Below are 13,334 nucleotides of genomic sequence, written 5' to 3'. Positions count from 1 at the left end.
GAGCCTGTGGACGATCCGGATGCCCCAGGCCCTCAGCAGGAGTTATCCAGTGTCCAAGCCCAAGGCTCGCAAGAAGGCGGTTTACACACCGCCGCAGAAGACCCAGCAGGTCAAGGTCAGCCCCCGCTGGCTGGCACCGACGATGGTGGGCACGTGGATCATCGGCATCCTGTGGATCGCCGTCTACTACATCGCGCCCGACGCGCCCTTCATCGGCGACCTACAGAACTGGAACCTGCTGATCGGGTTCGTTTTCATCATCTTCGGTGTGGTGCTTTCCACCCGCTGGCGTTAGTTCTTTCCACAGTCTTTTCCACACCTGGGGAAAGTCAGCTCACGATCGCGGACGTCCGGAGCAACACGAGCACGCCGAGGACGACCACCGCCCCCACCACCGTCAGCGTCTGTACCAGGGCGCGGTTGTTCTTGGGGGCGTACGCCAGCGCCGCGGCCAGCGCCGATCCGGTGATCAGGCCGCCCACGTGGCCGGTCCAGCTGATGTTGAACCCGGGCAGGAACGTGATCACCAGGTTGATCACGATCAGCACGGCGATGCCGCGCACGTCCATGTTGAGCTTGCGGCCGACCACGAAGATCGCGCCGAACAGGCCGAAGATGGCGCCGGACGCGCCGACCGTCAGCGTGTCGGGCGTGTCCAGCCAGTAGCCGAGCGTGGAGCCGCCGAGCGCGCTGACGACGTAGATGGCCGTGAACTTCACGTGCCCGAAGGCGCGCTCCAGGTAGGGGCCGACGACGTACAGCGCCCAGCTGTTGAACAGGATGTGGAAAACTCCGCCGTGCACGAACGCGGCGGTGATCAGCCGGTAGTACTGCTCGCCGAAGGCGACGCCCACCGGCCACATCCCCAGCCGGGCCGTGACGGCGTTGCCGGTCAGGTATTGCGCGCCGAAGACCAGGATGTTGACCGCCAGGATGGCCCAGGTGACGTAGGGCGTGGCGACTACCGCGCCGCCGAAGGCGGCTTTGGCCTGCCGTACACCCTTATTGCCTTCGGCTACGCACTCGGGGCACTGGAAGCCCACGGCGGCGTCACGCATGCAGTCGGGGCAGATGGGCCGGTCGCAGCGCTGACAGCGGACCCAGGTCTCACGGTCGGGATGCCGGTAACACGTCGGCACCGCCTCGGCGGGATGCTCGGGCGGGCTGGGCGGCTGGCTGGTCATGCTCGCAGCCTACGGCCTGCAGCCCGCCCGACGCGCACACGAACTCAGGCGGGCTGGCGGTCGAAAGTGAGCGACTCGATGACCACGTCCTGCTGCGGACGGTCGTTGCGACCGGTCGGCACCTTGCAGAGGGCGTCGACGACGTTCTTGCCCTCGATGACCTCGCCGAAGATCGTGTGACCTCCGTTGAGGTGCGGCTGCGCGCTCACGGTGATGAAGAACTGCGAGCCGTTGGTGCCCCTGCCCATGCGGATGCCCGCGTTGGCCATGGCCAGCAGGTACGGGCGGTTGAAGTTGTTCTGGGCGTGGATCTCATCGTCGAAGGCGTAGCCGGGGCCGCCGATGCCCTGGCCGAGCGGGTCCCCGCCCTGGATCATGAAGCCGTCGATGATGCGGTGGAAGATCGTGCCGTCGTAGAGCGGCTTGGTGGACTTCTCCCCCGTCTCCGGGTGGGTCCACTCGCGCGTCCCCTCGGCGAGTTCGACGAAGTTGGCGACCGTGTTCGGAGCAAGCTCAGGGAAGAGCTTGATACGGATCAGGCCGTGGTTTGTCTTCAGGTTTGCGATCAGCTTCTCAGCCACGAGACAGCTGCCCCCCTCTATGCACAGGGTTGGTTTTGTGGTGTTTTGATGACGATGGCCCTTGGGCCGTTGGCAGCATCCTCCCACGGCTCACGATGATTGAGCCGCCTTGTACCGGGAAGGTCACGCTCCGGGGCCCCAATGACAGGGGAGGTTGTCGTGTCCCTGACACTTAGAAGACGCCGTGCGGTGATCGAAGTACCCGATACATGGATGGGCCGCGTCAAGGCTCAGGCCGTGCAGGCGGGCCGCCGGCTCGCGCCGATGGCGGACCAGGCCAAAGTGGCCACCGCCCAGCGCATCGAAGATGCCCGCTACTGGGCAGCGCCCAGGCTGGAAGACGCGGCGCATCACGTGGAGGATCGGCTCGCGCCGGCGGTCAGCACCATGCTGACCCAAGCCGCGCACAAGATCGATCCGACGCCTATGCCCAAGTCCCGCCGGTGGCCGGTGATCCTGCTGATGACCGGACTGGCGGTGGGCGTTATGGGCTACATGTTCTACCGCCGCAACGCGCAGCAGTGGACTGACCACATGAAGGACTCCGCCTCGGACGCCTCACAGTGGGTGAACGACCGGGCGGAGAAGGCTGCCGACCGGGTCTCCGACACGGCGGACAGGACCGCGGACCACATCTCGTCCACGGCCAATGAGGCATCTCGCAAGATGTCCTGATTTATCCGCAGAAAGCGCGCCACCGAAGGGGTGGCGCGCTTTCCGCACCCACTCCCCTAACTAGCCCCACCACGCACCCCCCACCACCGACCGCCCCGCGCCTCACACCCCGCACCCCCGCGCCTTGCACCCGCATCCCGCACCCCGCACCTCACCACCGCGCTGCACCGTGCCCCGGGTCCTCGCACCTCCAAACCCGGCGCCCCGCACCTCGGACGCCGCGCACCCGGGAACAGCAGCACCGCGCAGACCAGAGCGGGCGAGCCAATGGGGGGCACACCGGCCGGGTGGAATGGCCGGGCAGGGGGTGGGGCGTTGACGTTGTACCAAGCGCTTGCTACAACCCTGGCATGGCGCTCTCACCCCTGGACGACTACCCGATCCATCAGGCACCCCAGGTCATGCGGCATGTGGCCACCTCCGACCGCAACTTCTACGACCGCTACTACTTCAACTGCCACGCCGCCACCGACGAGCTCATGCTCATCATCGGCGTAGGCCAGTACCCCAACCTGGGTGTCACCGACGCCTTCGCCTGCGTCAGGACGCAGCGGCTGCACCGGGTGGTCCGCGCCTCGCGGGAGCTGGGCGCGGACCGGATGAACACCGAGATCGGCCCGTTCCGGGTGGAGGTACTCGAAGGGCTCAAGCGGCTCCGGGTGCTGTTGGAGCCGAACGAGCATGGCCTGTCCTTCGACCTCCACTGGGAGGGCACGATCCCGGCGACCTTGGAGCCGCGCCACTTCGTGCGCTGGCAGGAGCGGGTCATGTTCGATTCGGTACGGATGGCACAGACGGGACGGTGGTCAGGAAATATCCGGATCGGGGAGGAAGAGATCGCCGTCACCCCGGACCGCTGGCAGGGCACCCGCGACCGATCCTGGGGCGTACGACCCGTTGGCGAACCCGAGCCGCCCGGCATCCAGTCGAAGAACCCGGGCACGTTCTACTGGCTGTACGCGCCCATGCAGTTCGACGACCACGCGATCCTCTGCATCATCCAGGAGGACGAGAAGGGCCGCAGGGTGCTGGAGGAGGCGACACGGGTCTGGTCGGACGGCCGGGAGGAGGAGTACCTCGGCCGCCCCGAATACCAGCCCGTGTACGCCCCCGGCACCCGTGACGTGGTCGAGGCCGTGATCGGCTTCTCCCCGCCCGGCGGCAAGCCGTTCGAGGTACGCGCCCGTCCGATCCTGCCCGTCCACCTCATGGTCGGCACCGGGTACGGCCTGGAGCCCGACTGGAAGCACGGGATGTACCAGGGTCCGGACCCGGTGGTCCAGGGTGTGACCTATACGCTCCCGGACGACGCGGCGCGCATGTGGGGCATGGTCGACGCGGTCGGCCGGTTCGAATACGACGGCCAGGTAGGGCACGGCCTGTACGAATACTGGGCCCTGGGCCCGCACCCAACCTTCACCTAGACCTCACACCAGAACCCCACACCGCCCGTACTCCCCGTCCGTACGGCCGGCGCACGTCCCATCCGGCACATGACCCCGACACACCCCGCAGCCAACCGATCGGCCACAGTCGGCTGCGGTCGGTCGTGGCCAATCGTGGTCGGTTACGGCGAGCCATGGTCGACCCTGATCGATCGTGGCCAGTCACGATCGGTCGGGGTCAGCCGTGGTCGGTCGTGGCCGCCGCTGCGGGACATGACATCGGTGCGGGACATGTCACCGGTGCGGGACATGACATCGGTGCGGGACATGACATCGGTGCGGGACATGTCACCGGTGCGGGACCGTTGCCCCTGCGGGGGCATGGCACCGGTGCGGGACTGGTTGACGGTGAGGAATGGCTGCCGGTGTGGTTAGTCGACCTTCGCGCACTTGATGGAGATCGTCTTGGCCAGTCCCTCCGCGGGCGGGGCGCCCATCACGGTCAGCGAAGGCTTGGAACCGGCCTCGGTCTTGCCGCCCTGCTCCGTGCCCTTTTCGGCCGGAAGTGCGGGTACCGCCTCCGTGAACTCCAGGACGCCGCCCTTGACCGGGTCGTCGGCCTTCTCGGCGTCCTTGCCGGAGGTGGGCGTGGCGCCCTCGGCGGGCACGCCTTCCGCGTCGGCCGAGGTGGTGACCTTGCCGTCCTTGTCGATGGCGATCGCCTTGGTCGCCTGGGTGAGTTCGGCGATGACCTTCCCGTTCTCGTCGGTGCAGACGACCTTGCCGCCTGCGCCGGGCGCGGGTGTCTCGTCGGCCATCGCCGATCCGGCCAGGGCGGCGAGCCCCAGCACGCCTACCGCACTGAGGACCATTACGCGGCGCTTGAACATGAATTCTCCTGTCGTGTGGGTCGGACGGGAACGAATCTGCTCTGCCGTACCTGAAGAGAGGCTGAAGGCGCCCTAAATGATCTTCAGGTTGGCTTTAGGTGGCTTGCTGCACTCTGAGAGGCGTGCGAGTGCTATTGGTTGAGGACGAGCAGCGGCTGGCCGACCTGGTGAAGGGCGGGCTGACCGGCGAAGGGTTCGCGGTGGACGTGGCCTACGACGGGCGCGACGGGCTGTGGATGGCCACCGAGAACGACTACGACGTGATCGTGCTCGACGTGATGCTGCCCCGGATGAACGGCTACGCCGTCTGCGCCAAGCTTCGTGAGGCGGGCAACTGGACGCCGATCATGATGCTGACCGCCAAGGACGGCGTCTACGACGAGGCCGAGGCACTCGACACCGGCGCCGACGACTATCTGGCCAAGCCGTTCTCGTACGTGGTGCTGCTGGCCCGGTTGCGTGCGCTGGTGCGGAGGGGCGGGCGGGAGCGGCCGGTGTCCATCACGGTCGGGGACCTGGTGATCGACCCGGCCGGGCTGCGCTGCCGCAGGGGTGAGACGGAGGTGTCGTTGACGCCGAAGGAGTTCGCGGTGCTGCACGGGCTGGCCAGGCGGGCGGGCGAGGTGGTGTCCAAGAGCGACCTGCTGGCCGCCGCCTGGGACTTCTCCTACGACGGTGACGCGAACATCATCGAGGTGTACATCAGCGCGCTGCGCCGCAAGATCGATCTGCCGTTCGGCAGGACGACCCTGGTGACCGTCCGCGGCGCGGGCTACCGGCTGGAGGCGGAATGACCGGCAACGGCGACACAACCCCCCACAACCCCCAGCCCCACCCGCACCCCGCCGCTCAATTGCCCAAGACCACTCAGCCAGCCACGCGAGAGCACAAAACCACGGGTGAAAGCCAGGCAGCGAGGGAACACGAGGCCACGGGGGCGCACACCGCGAGGGAACGCCAGACCACGCGGGACCAGCAGACCACGGGCGCGCACAAGACCGTGCGGGCGCGCCAGGACACTCCCGCTACCGTGCAGATGCGCACGGATGCCCCGGCCGCAAGGGGGCGCCAAGACGCTCCCGCGGCTGCGGAAATGCGCACGGACGCCTCGGCTGCTCGCGGGCGGAAGACCGTGCGAGCACACATGGCCGCGGAGGAGCACGAGGGTGTGCGGGCGCGCAAGGCTGTGCGAGGGGACAGGGCTCCGCAAGGGGACAGGGCTGTGCGAGGGGACAGGGCTGTGCGGGGGGACGGGGCTGTGCGGGGGGACGGGGCTGTGCGGGGGGACGGGGCTGTGCGGGGGGACGGGGCTGTGCGGGGGGACGGGGCTGTGCGGGGGGACGGGGCTGTGCGGGGGGCTCGGGGGCGGCGGGGTGTGCGGGGGGACGAGGTGCGGGGGCTGGGCTCGGGGAGGGGTCGGGTGGGTGGGTCTCTGGTTGCTCGGGTGCGGGAGGGGGCCTCCTCGGTACGGCTGCGCGCCACCCTAGCCGCCACCCTGGTGGTGGCCCTGGCCCTGGGGGTGACGGCGCTCGTGCTGACCCAGTCCATGCGCGGCAGCCTCCTGGCCAGCGTCGACGCGGACGCCACCCGGCGGGCCGTCGAGGCGGCGCCCGTTCTGCAGGCGTCGGTGGCGCGGGCCGATGCGCAGAAGGCCGAAATGGCCACCCTGACCGGCACTACCCTGCCCTATCAGCCCACCATCGGCACTACCCAGCCCTACCAGACGACCCTCGTCGATCCGGACGTCATGCTCAGTGCGGACGGCAAGACGTTCACCACCGCCTGGGAGCAGGTCGACGGGTTCCGGGTGGTGGGGATGTCGGTGGCCACGGAAATGGGGCCGGGTATGGTGCTCGCGCGTTCCTCGCTGGCCCCGGCGGAGGAGGCGCTGACCACGCTCAACAGCGTGCTGCTTCCTGGCGTGCCCGCGCTGCTGCTGGTGGTGGCGCTGATGACGTGGCTGTCGGTGGGCCGGGCGCTGCGCCCGGTGGCGGCCATCCGGGCCAAGGTCGCCGACATCACCGCCCGCGACCTGCACCAGCGGGTCCCGGTCCCGCGTTCGGGGGACGAGATCGCCGCCCTGGCCACTACGGTCAACGGCACCCTCGACCGGCTGGAAACGGCGGTCGACCGGCACAAGGGCTTCGTCGCCGACGCCGCCCACGAGTTGCGCAGCCCGATCGCGACCCTGCGGGCCAGGCTGGAACTGGCCGAGCCGAGCGAGCTGACCGCCGAGGCCCTCGCCGACGTCGAACGCCTGCAGGCGCTGGCCGGTGACCTCCTCCTGCTGGCCCGGCTGGACGCGGGCGAACCACTCCAGGCGGCCGACGTGGACCTGGGCCAGATCGCCGCCGAGGAGGCCGTGCGGGTCGAGCGCCGTTCCGAGGTGGAGCTGAAGCTGGACGTGCAGCCGGACGTGGTGATCGAGGGTGCGCGCGGGCACGTCGGCCGACTCGTGACAAACCTCGCGAGCAATGCGGTACGGCATGCCGCCTCGACCGTCGTGGTCCGGGTCCGCCGGGAGGGTACGACGGCGGTGCTGGAGGTCGAGGACGACGGGCCGGGGATTCCGGAGGGGCAGCGGGAGGCGGTGTTCGGCCGGTTCACCAGGCTGGACGAGGCCAGGGCGCGCGATGCCGGTGGCGCGGGTCTGGGCCTGCCGATCGCCAGGGACATCGCGACGCTCCACGGCGGCACCGTGCACGCCATCTCCGGGGGATTTGTCGCACGTTTCCCCATGAACCACTACGCCGATGCGGTACGTGTGGACGGTTGAAGGAGGCAACCATGCTCACACGCCGTGCCTTAGTCACCCGCGGCACCCTCACCGGCGCCGCGATCGTGTTCCTGTGGCCAAGCCGGGCCGACGCGGACGCGGAGTCTGCCAAGCCGGTCCTGGCCCTCACGAAGAACATTCGCGTCGGCGGTGGAAGGATCATCAAGAACAAGTACGTGATCACCCAGCCGAAGAAGAACGTCTTCCGGTGCTTCAGCGCCAAGTGCACCCACCAGGGCTGCACGCTGGCCGGCGTCAGCCGCGGCACGATCAACTGCCCGTGCCACGGCAGCAAGTTCAACATCTCCACCGGCGCCGTCGTCCAAGGCCCGGCCACCCGCGCCCTCCCCCGCAAGAAGATCAAGGTGGCGGGCGGCAAGATCAGGCTGGCGTGAGCATCCTCGTATAGGCGGAGGTGCGCTGGACCACGGTGAACCCGGAGCGCTCATAGACGCCGAGTGCTCCGGTGCCGTTGTCGGCGTCGACGCTGAGGCCGGCTCTGCCGTACCCCTGACTCTTGAGTTCGGTGAGGGCGTGTGAGATGAGCGCGCTCGCCACGCCCTTGCCGCGCCAGGGCGCGAGGGTGCCGATGATCTGGATCCACGCCTCGCGCACGCCGGTCACGGCGGTGTCGGCGGCGAAGTAGTGGGTGATCAGGATGCCGACGACCTCGTCGCCGTCGAGGGCGAGGAAGGAACCTTCCGGGACGAAGGCGCGGGTGCCGGTGATCTTTTCCTTCCAGCTTGCCGGGGTGTGGGGGGTGGTGCCCCAGTGGCCGCTGAAGGCTTCGTTGCGCACGTTCAGGGCGCCCGCGTCGCGGTCGGGGGTCCAGGTGGTGAGGCGCAGGCCGGCGGCGGGCGGGCGGGACTCGATCTCGGTGGCCAGGTCGCGTTCCATCTGGAAGAACCAGCGCGCCTGGGCGAAGCCTCTGCTCTCGAAGAGTTTCGCCGCCCAGACCTGCGTGTCGCGGGAGTGGAGCTGGAGTTCGAGCGGCCTGCCGGGGTACGCGCGCTCGTGCAGGCGCGGGGCGGCCTCGACGGCCCAGTCGAGGACGCGCGTGCCGAGGCCGGTACGGCGGTGCTCGGGGTGGACGCCCGCCCACAGCCCCATCCGGTGCACTTCCGGGGCGGTCTGCCTGATCGGGAGGAAGGCGAAGGCGACGAGGCGGTCGCCGTCCCTGGCGGCGAGCGTGCCTTCGGCGAGGTCGACCAGCGGGCTGGTGAGGCTCTCCGTGAGGTCCTCTGCGCCGTAGTTCTCGCCGTCCTGGTCGACGGCCTGGATCGCGGCGGTCAGTTCCGCCCATCGTCCGGCGTCGTCCTTGCGCAGCGGCCCCCACGTGATGCTCATGGAGCGGCAGCCTAAGCCAGCCTGGTCGAACACCCCAAACGATTTCCTAGCTGGACAAGCCGCTCGGCGAAGCCCTCCCGGGTGGACTCCTTGAAGCCGACGAAGAAGCGGTTGGCGAGCGGTACGCCCCAGCGCATCCAGGTCGCCACGTTGAAGACGCGGTGGACCAGGAGCGAGCCCTGCGGGTGCGGCTCGACGCTCCATTCGCCCCGGTACCACCACCCGCCCTGGAAGGCGATGGTCCGCCCGGCGACCTCGACGGTCGAGGTGTGGCCGGGGGCGTCCTCCACGGTGAACCGGCCCTCCTGGTGGCCGCCGGGCAGCAGGCTCCGCGCCAGGTCGTCCCAGACCTTGGCGCCAGGGGCCTCGACCACGCCGGACACCTCGGTGATGAGCTTCTTCACGGTTTCCTCCTATTCGAGGGTTTTCTCCATCAGCTCGCGGGTGAGCGTCCCCTGCCAGGACAGCTCGCCCTTCTCCAGCCGCGCGATCAGGTCGTCCATCCAGGACAGCTCGGCCTGGCTCAGCGTCCGCTCGTAGTCGACCTCGATCATGAGCAGTTCGGGCAGGCCGTTGTCGCGCATGGCGGCGACGTGTCCGTCCATGGCGGTGATCAGCCCGCGTACCGAGGCCGCTCTGGACCGCAGCGCGTTGAGCGCCTCGGGCACGGGCAGGCAGCCGATCAGCGAGACCGCCGCGGTGAACGCGCGGCGGTCGCCGCCGGGGCTCTGCAGGAGCGACCTGAGCCGGGTGGACAGTTCCTTGCGGCCTTCGCCGGTGATCTCGTAGACCGTCCGCTCGGGGCGGCGGCCCTCCTTGGTGGTCTCCACCGGGACGATCAGCTCGTCGCCGGCGAGCTTCTCGACCGCGTGGTACAGGCTTCTCGGGAGCCCGGTCACGTAGTCCTTGTGCGTGTCGACGATGAAGCGGTGCAGCTCGTACGGGTGGCTGGCGCGTACCGAGAGCATGGCCAGCACGGTCAGGCCCACCAGATCGGGACGACGCGCCATGTTGCCTCCTTCTATATTGCATTATGCACTAGTGCGTACCGGCTAGTCGAGCTGCTTGAAGGCGCGCTCGATCGCCTGGCGGGCCACGTCCTCCGGGTAGGGGAAGCGGCCGATCAGGTCGCGCAGGCCCTCGGCGTGGGCGCGGCGGGCCAGTGCGGCGACCTCGGCCAGCTCGTCACGCTGGCCCTGCGCGAAGGCGAGGTCGACGACCGCGCCGTGGCCGGGCACGATCACGGGCTCCGGCAGGCCGGCCAGCATCGCGGACATCGTGGCCGGCCAGTCGAGCGGGTAGGAGTCGCTGAAGGCCGGCGGCGCGCCCTCCTCGACCAGGTCTCCGGCGAAGACCACCCCGGCGTCCGGCACGTGCAGCACGATGTCGTTGTCGGTGTGCCCCCGCCCGAAATACCGCAGATGTACGGCCCGCCCGCCGATGTCGAGCGTGGCCCGGTCGGTGAAGGTGTGGTCGGGCGCGACCAGGTCGATCTCCTCGACCTCCGCCCGCCGCTCCTCCGCCACGAAGCCCAGCACGCCCGCCCGCTGCGCCTCGCCGCCGGACCTGATCTCCTCCGCACACCGGGCGTGCCCCCAGATCTCCGCGGGCAGGAACATGGCGTTGCCGAAGAAGTGGTCCCAGTGGGCGTGGCTGTTGACCACGGTCCACGGATCCGGCGTGATCCGGCGGACGGCGGCGATCAGGTCCACGGCCTCCCGGTGGGACATGCGGGTGTCGAACACCAGGCAGTGCCCGTCGCCGACGACCAGGCCCACGTTGAGGTCGACGGACTCGTGCCTGCGTACGAAGACGCGGTCGCCGACCTCCTGCCACTGCTCGTTCACGCGCCCGTCCCGAAGGTCAGCTCGGGCCGTTCCCAGGTGATCCTCGGCGGCTTCGGCGGCGACGTGCCCACGCGTACCGCGCCCATGCGCAGGTAGAAGGCCTCGGCGGGCGGGTGGGAGACCACCCGGACCCGGGTCAGCCCGGCCGCGCGGGCCTGGGCCAGCATGTGCTCGACCAGGCGGCGGCCGAGACCCGTGCCCTGCGCCCGGTCGGCGACGAACAGCAGGTCCAGTTCGTCGCCGACCAGGGCGTAGAAGCCGAGATGGCCGTCGGTGGTGAAGACCGGGTGGGCGGCGATGTACGCGGCGGTGACCTGGTATCCCTCCAGGATCGTGGCGTACTCGCCGTGGTAGGCGCTGGAGGCGTGCATGAGCGCGGTGAGCGCCCCGGCGTCGCGGGGCTCGGCGCGGCGGATCGTTTCAGGCATGGTCTGGCCTATGTTGTCGAACATGAGCTATGGCTTCCAAGTGAGCGTCGACGCGGCCGACCCGCACGCGCAGGCCGACTGGTGGGCGGACGCGCTCGGCTGGGAGGTGGAACCCCAGGACGCGGACTTCATCCGCGACATGGTCTCCAAGGGGTTCGCCACCGAGGCCGACACCATCGTGCACGACGGGCAACTTCGCTGGCGGGAAGGCGTGGCCATCCGGTGCGAGGGGCATCCGCGGGTGCTCTTCCAGCTCGTGCCCGAGTCCAAGACCGTCAAGAACCGGGTCCATCTCGACGTCCAGGTCGGTCAGGACAACGTCGAGGCGGAGGTCGAACGGCTGACCGCCAGGGGCGCGAGCTTCTCGCATCGGGGACAGCAGGGACCGCACTCGTGGGTGACGATGACCGACCCCGAGGGCAACGAGTTCTGCGTCACCTAGTCAGGTAGGCCAGCACCGCCAGTACGCGGCGGTGACCGTCCTGTGTGGGCGGCAGGTCGAGCTTGGCGAAGATGCTCGCGATGTGCTTGGCGACGGCCGCCTCGGTGACCACGAGTTCCCTGGCGATGGCGGCGTTGGCCCGGCCCTCGGCGATCAGCGAGAGCACCTCGCGCTCGCGCGGGGTGAGGCGGGAGATCGGGTCGCGGCGGCGGCCGAGCAGTTGCCGGACGACCTCGGGGTCCACGACGGTGGCGCCGGCGGCGACCCGGCCGAGGGCGTCGGCGAACTCCTTCACGTCGCCGACCCGGTCCTTGAGCAGGTAACCGACGCCGGTGCCGGTCTCCAGGAGTTCGGCGGCGTAGGTCTGCTCGACGTACTGGCTGAGCACGAGCACGGGCAGGCCGTCGCGCCGCAGTTCCAGGGCGGCGCGCAGGCCCTCGTCGGCGAACCCCGGCGGCATGCGCACGTCGGTGAGCACGATGTCCGGCGCGTGCTCGCGGACCGCGGCGAGCAGGGCGTCCGCGTCGCCGACGGCGGCGGCCACCTGGTGGCCGAAGCGTTCGAGCAGGCTCACCAGGCCCTCGCGCAGGAGGACGGCGTCCTCGGCGATGACTACGCGCACGGGATCTCCGCTCTGATGGTGGTCGGGCCGCCCGGCGGGCTGGACAGGGACAGTCTGCCGCCCACCACGTCGAGCCGGTCGGCCAGGCCGGTGAGCCCGGTTCCCGCCGCCGTGTCGGCGCCGCCGCGGCCGTCGTCGGTGACGGCGATCGACAGGCTTTCACGCGATTTTTCCACTTTTATCGTGATGTTGGTGGCGTTGCTGTGTTTGGTGGCGTTGGTGAGGGCTTCGCTGGCCACGTAGAAGGCGGCGATCTCCACGGGCGGCGGGAGCCGTACGTCCAGATCTGTCGTGATCGTCACGGGGATGGCCGAGCGCGCGGCCAGTTCGCCGACGGCGGCGGCGAGGCCGCGGTCGGTCAGCACCTGGGAGTGCACCCCGCGGATCAGCTCCCGCAGCTCGGCCAGCACCTGCTTGGCCTCGGCGTGCGCCCGGTCGAGCGTACGCGCCAGCGGGGCCTCGTCGGGAACGTCCAGCCTGGCCAGCCCGAGCGTCATGGTCAGCGCGACCAGCCGCTGCTGCGCGCCGTCGTGCAGGTCGCGCTCGATCCGGCGCCGCTCGACCTCGAAGGCGTCGACCAGCCGCGCCCGCGACCGCCTGACCTCCTCCAGCTCCGCCCGCTCGGGCGCGAGCACCGCCCTGACCATCGCCGCGCGCACCCCCGCCCAGGCCGTCAGCACATACGCCCCCACGGGCACCAGCGCCGCCCCCACCAGCGACCCGGCCACTGCGACCCCGCCCGCGGAATCCGGCTGCACCACGGGCGAGAGCACCAGCAGGATGGGCCCGCCCACCGCGACGCCGACGATCGCCAGGTCGATCCACCAGAACGCGACCAGCGTGAGCACGGCAAGACCGATCTCCCGCCGCCGCTCCCGGGTCCCGGGCACCGGCGACAGGTCCACAAGCCGCATCCGCCACCGCTCGAAGCGCGTCACGAACGGCCCGAACGCCACCAGCGCGACAATCCCGGCGCCCACCGCGGCCCATCCGGGCAGCACCTCCGACAACGCCGCCACCACCAGCGGCACGACGCAGAAGACCGCTCCGGCCAGCAGGTACGCCAGCGCCCGCCAGGGCCAGGACGAACGCAGGAACGGCAGCGGCCGGGAGCCGAGCGCTTCGAGGGCGGAGGTGCTCACCCCGTCAAGGTAACC

At 69.9% G+C, this 13,334-nt stretch carries 17 protein-coding genes; 7 read left to right on the top strand and 10 right to left on the bottom strand.

The window, feature by feature from the left end:
* The first annotated feature begins 19 nt into the window (after positions 1-19).
* Positions 20-295 carry a cell division protein CrgA gene (locus ACFWYW_RS15590; RefSeq protein ID WP_184959033.1) on the top strand — a complete coding sequence of 92 codons (276 nt, stop codon included), beginning with the start codon at positions 20-22 and terminating at the stop codon, positions 293-295.
* Positions 296-329: 34 nt separating this feature from the next.
* On the opposite strand, the gene ACFWYW_RS15585 is transcribed toward ACFWYW_RS15590, so the two are convergent.
* Complete coding sequence (locus tag ACFWYW_RS15585) at positions 330-1,184, bottom strand: rhomboid family intramembrane serine protease (protein ID WP_379615700.1); 855 nt, start codon at positions 1,182-1,184, stop codon at positions 330-332.
* Between the two features lie 44 nt (positions 1,185-1,228).
* Complete coding sequence (locus ACFWYW_RS15580; protein ID WP_379615702.1) at positions 1,229-1,765, bottom strand: peptidylprolyl isomerase; 537 nt, start codon at positions 1,763-1,765, stop codon at positions 1,229-1,231.
* A 159-nt stretch (positions 1,766-1,924) separates the two neighbouring features.
* On the opposite strand from ACFWYW_RS15580, the gene ACFWYW_RS15575 reads away from it, so the two are divergent.
* Together ACFWYW_RS15575 and ACFWYW_RS15570 are read left to right on the top strand one after the other, a co-directional pair.
* Positions 1,925-2,440: a hypothetical protein gene (locus tag ACFWYW_RS15575; RefSeq protein WP_379615704.1), complete on the top strand. Its 516-nt coding sequence runs from the start codon at positions 1,925-1,927 to the stop codon at positions 2,438-2,440.
* Positions 2,441-2,790: 350 nt separating this feature from the next.
* Complete coding sequence (locus ACFWYW_RS15570) at positions 2,791-3,864, top strand: hypothetical protein (RefSeq protein ID WP_379615706.1); 1,074 nt, start codon at positions 2,791-2,793, stop codon at positions 3,862-3,864.
* A gap of 392 nt (positions 3,865-4,256) precedes the next feature.
* Here ACFWYW_RS15570 and ACFWYW_RS15565 read toward each other — a convergent pair whose 3' ends face one another.
* Positions 4,257-4,715 (bottom strand): hypothetical protein, encoded by a 459-nt coding sequence (locus ACFWYW_RS15565; RefSeq protein ID WP_379615708.1) that lies wholly within the window; start codon positions 4,713-4,715, stop codon positions 4,257-4,259.
* A gap of 122 nt (positions 4,716-4,837) precedes the next feature.
* On the opposite strand from ACFWYW_RS15565, the gene ACFWYW_RS15560 reads away from it, so the two are divergent.
* From ACFWYW_RS15560 to ACFWYW_RS15550, 3 genes are all read left to right on the top strand, one after another.
* On the top strand, positions 4,838-5,509 hold the full coding sequence (locus ACFWYW_RS15560; RefSeq protein ID WP_184959038.1) for a response regulator transcription factor: 672 nt from the start codon (positions 4,838-4,840) through the stop codon (positions 5,507-5,509).
* Positions 5,510-6,159: 650 nt separating this feature from the next.
* Complete coding sequence (locus tag ACFWYW_RS15555; protein WP_379615710.1) at positions 6,160-7,491, top strand: ATP-binding protein; 1,332 nt, start codon at positions 6,160-6,162, stop codon at positions 7,489-7,491.
* An 11-nt stretch (positions 7,492-7,502) separates the two neighbouring features.
* Positions 7,503-7,886: a Rieske (2Fe-2S) protein gene (locus tag ACFWYW_RS15550; RefSeq protein ID WP_379615712.1), complete on the top strand. Its 384-nt coding sequence runs from the start codon at positions 7,503-7,505 to the stop codon at positions 7,884-7,886.
* Here the strand turns inward: ACFWYW_RS15550 and ACFWYW_RS15545 are convergent.
* From ACFWYW_RS15545 to ACFWYW_RS15525, 5 genes are read right to left on the bottom strand one after another with little or no spacing between them, the layout of a single operon-like run.
* Positions 7,873-8,838: a GNAT family N-acetyltransferase gene (locus ACFWYW_RS15545; RefSeq protein WP_379615714.1), complete on the bottom strand. Its 966-nt coding sequence runs from the start codon at positions 8,836-8,838 to the stop codon at positions 7,873-7,875. The genes ACFWYW_RS15550 and ACFWYW_RS15545 overlap by 14 nt on opposite strands.
* Positions 8,839-8,849: 11 nt before the next feature.
* Complete coding sequence (locus ACFWYW_RS15540) at positions 8,850-9,242, bottom strand: hypothetical protein (RefSeq protein ID WP_379615716.1); 393 nt, start codon at positions 9,240-9,242, stop codon at positions 8,850-8,852.
* A gap of 9 nt (positions 9,243-9,251) precedes the next feature.
* A complete protein-coding gene (locus ACFWYW_RS15535) occupies positions 9,252-9,848 on the bottom strand; it encodes a PadR family transcriptional regulator (protein WP_379615718.1) in 597 nt (198 codons plus the stop codon).
* 42 nt (positions 9,849-9,890) lie between these two features.
* Positions 9,891-10,685, bottom strand: coding sequence for an MBL fold metallo-hydrolase (locus ACFWYW_RS15530; RefSeq protein WP_379615720.1), 795 nt, complete (start codon positions 10,683-10,685; stop codon positions 9,891-9,893).
* Entirely contained in the window at positions 10,682-11,113 is a 432-nt protein-coding gene (locus tag ACFWYW_RS15525) for a GNAT family N-acetyltransferase (protein ID WP_379615722.1), read from the bottom strand. The genes ACFWYW_RS15530 and ACFWYW_RS15525 overlap by 4 nt, the downstream gene beginning before the upstream one ends.
* 22 nt (positions 11,114-11,135) lie before the next feature.
* Between ACFWYW_RS15525 and ACFWYW_RS15520 the strand changes: the two genes are divergently transcribed.
* On the top strand, positions 11,136-11,555 hold the full coding sequence (locus ACFWYW_RS15520) for a VOC family protein (protein ID WP_379615724.1): 420 nt from the start codon (positions 11,136-11,138) through the stop codon (positions 11,553-11,555).
* Here the strand turns inward: ACFWYW_RS15520 and ACFWYW_RS15515 are convergent.
* Entirely contained in the window at positions 11,548-12,177 is a 630-nt protein-coding gene (locus ACFWYW_RS15515) for a response regulator (protein ID WP_379615727.1), read from the bottom strand. The two genes, ACFWYW_RS15520 and ACFWYW_RS15515, sit on opposite strands and share 8 nt — an antisense overlap.
* Positions 12,168-13,319: a histidine kinase gene (locus tag ACFWYW_RS15510; protein ID WP_379615729.1), complete on the bottom strand. Its 1,152-nt coding sequence runs from the start codon at positions 13,317-13,319 to the stop codon at positions 12,168-12,170. The genes ACFWYW_RS15515 and ACFWYW_RS15510 overlap by 10 nt, the downstream gene beginning before the upstream one ends.
* Positions 13,320-13,334: the final 15 nt, after the last annotated feature.

The sequence above is a fragment of the Nonomuraea sp. NPDC059023 genome, from assembly GCF_042740095.1.
GTDB lineage: Bacteria > Actinomycetota > Actinomycetes > Streptosporangiales > Streptosporangiaceae > Nonomuraea.
This window is presented reverse-complemented; position numbering and strand designations above follow the sequence as displayed.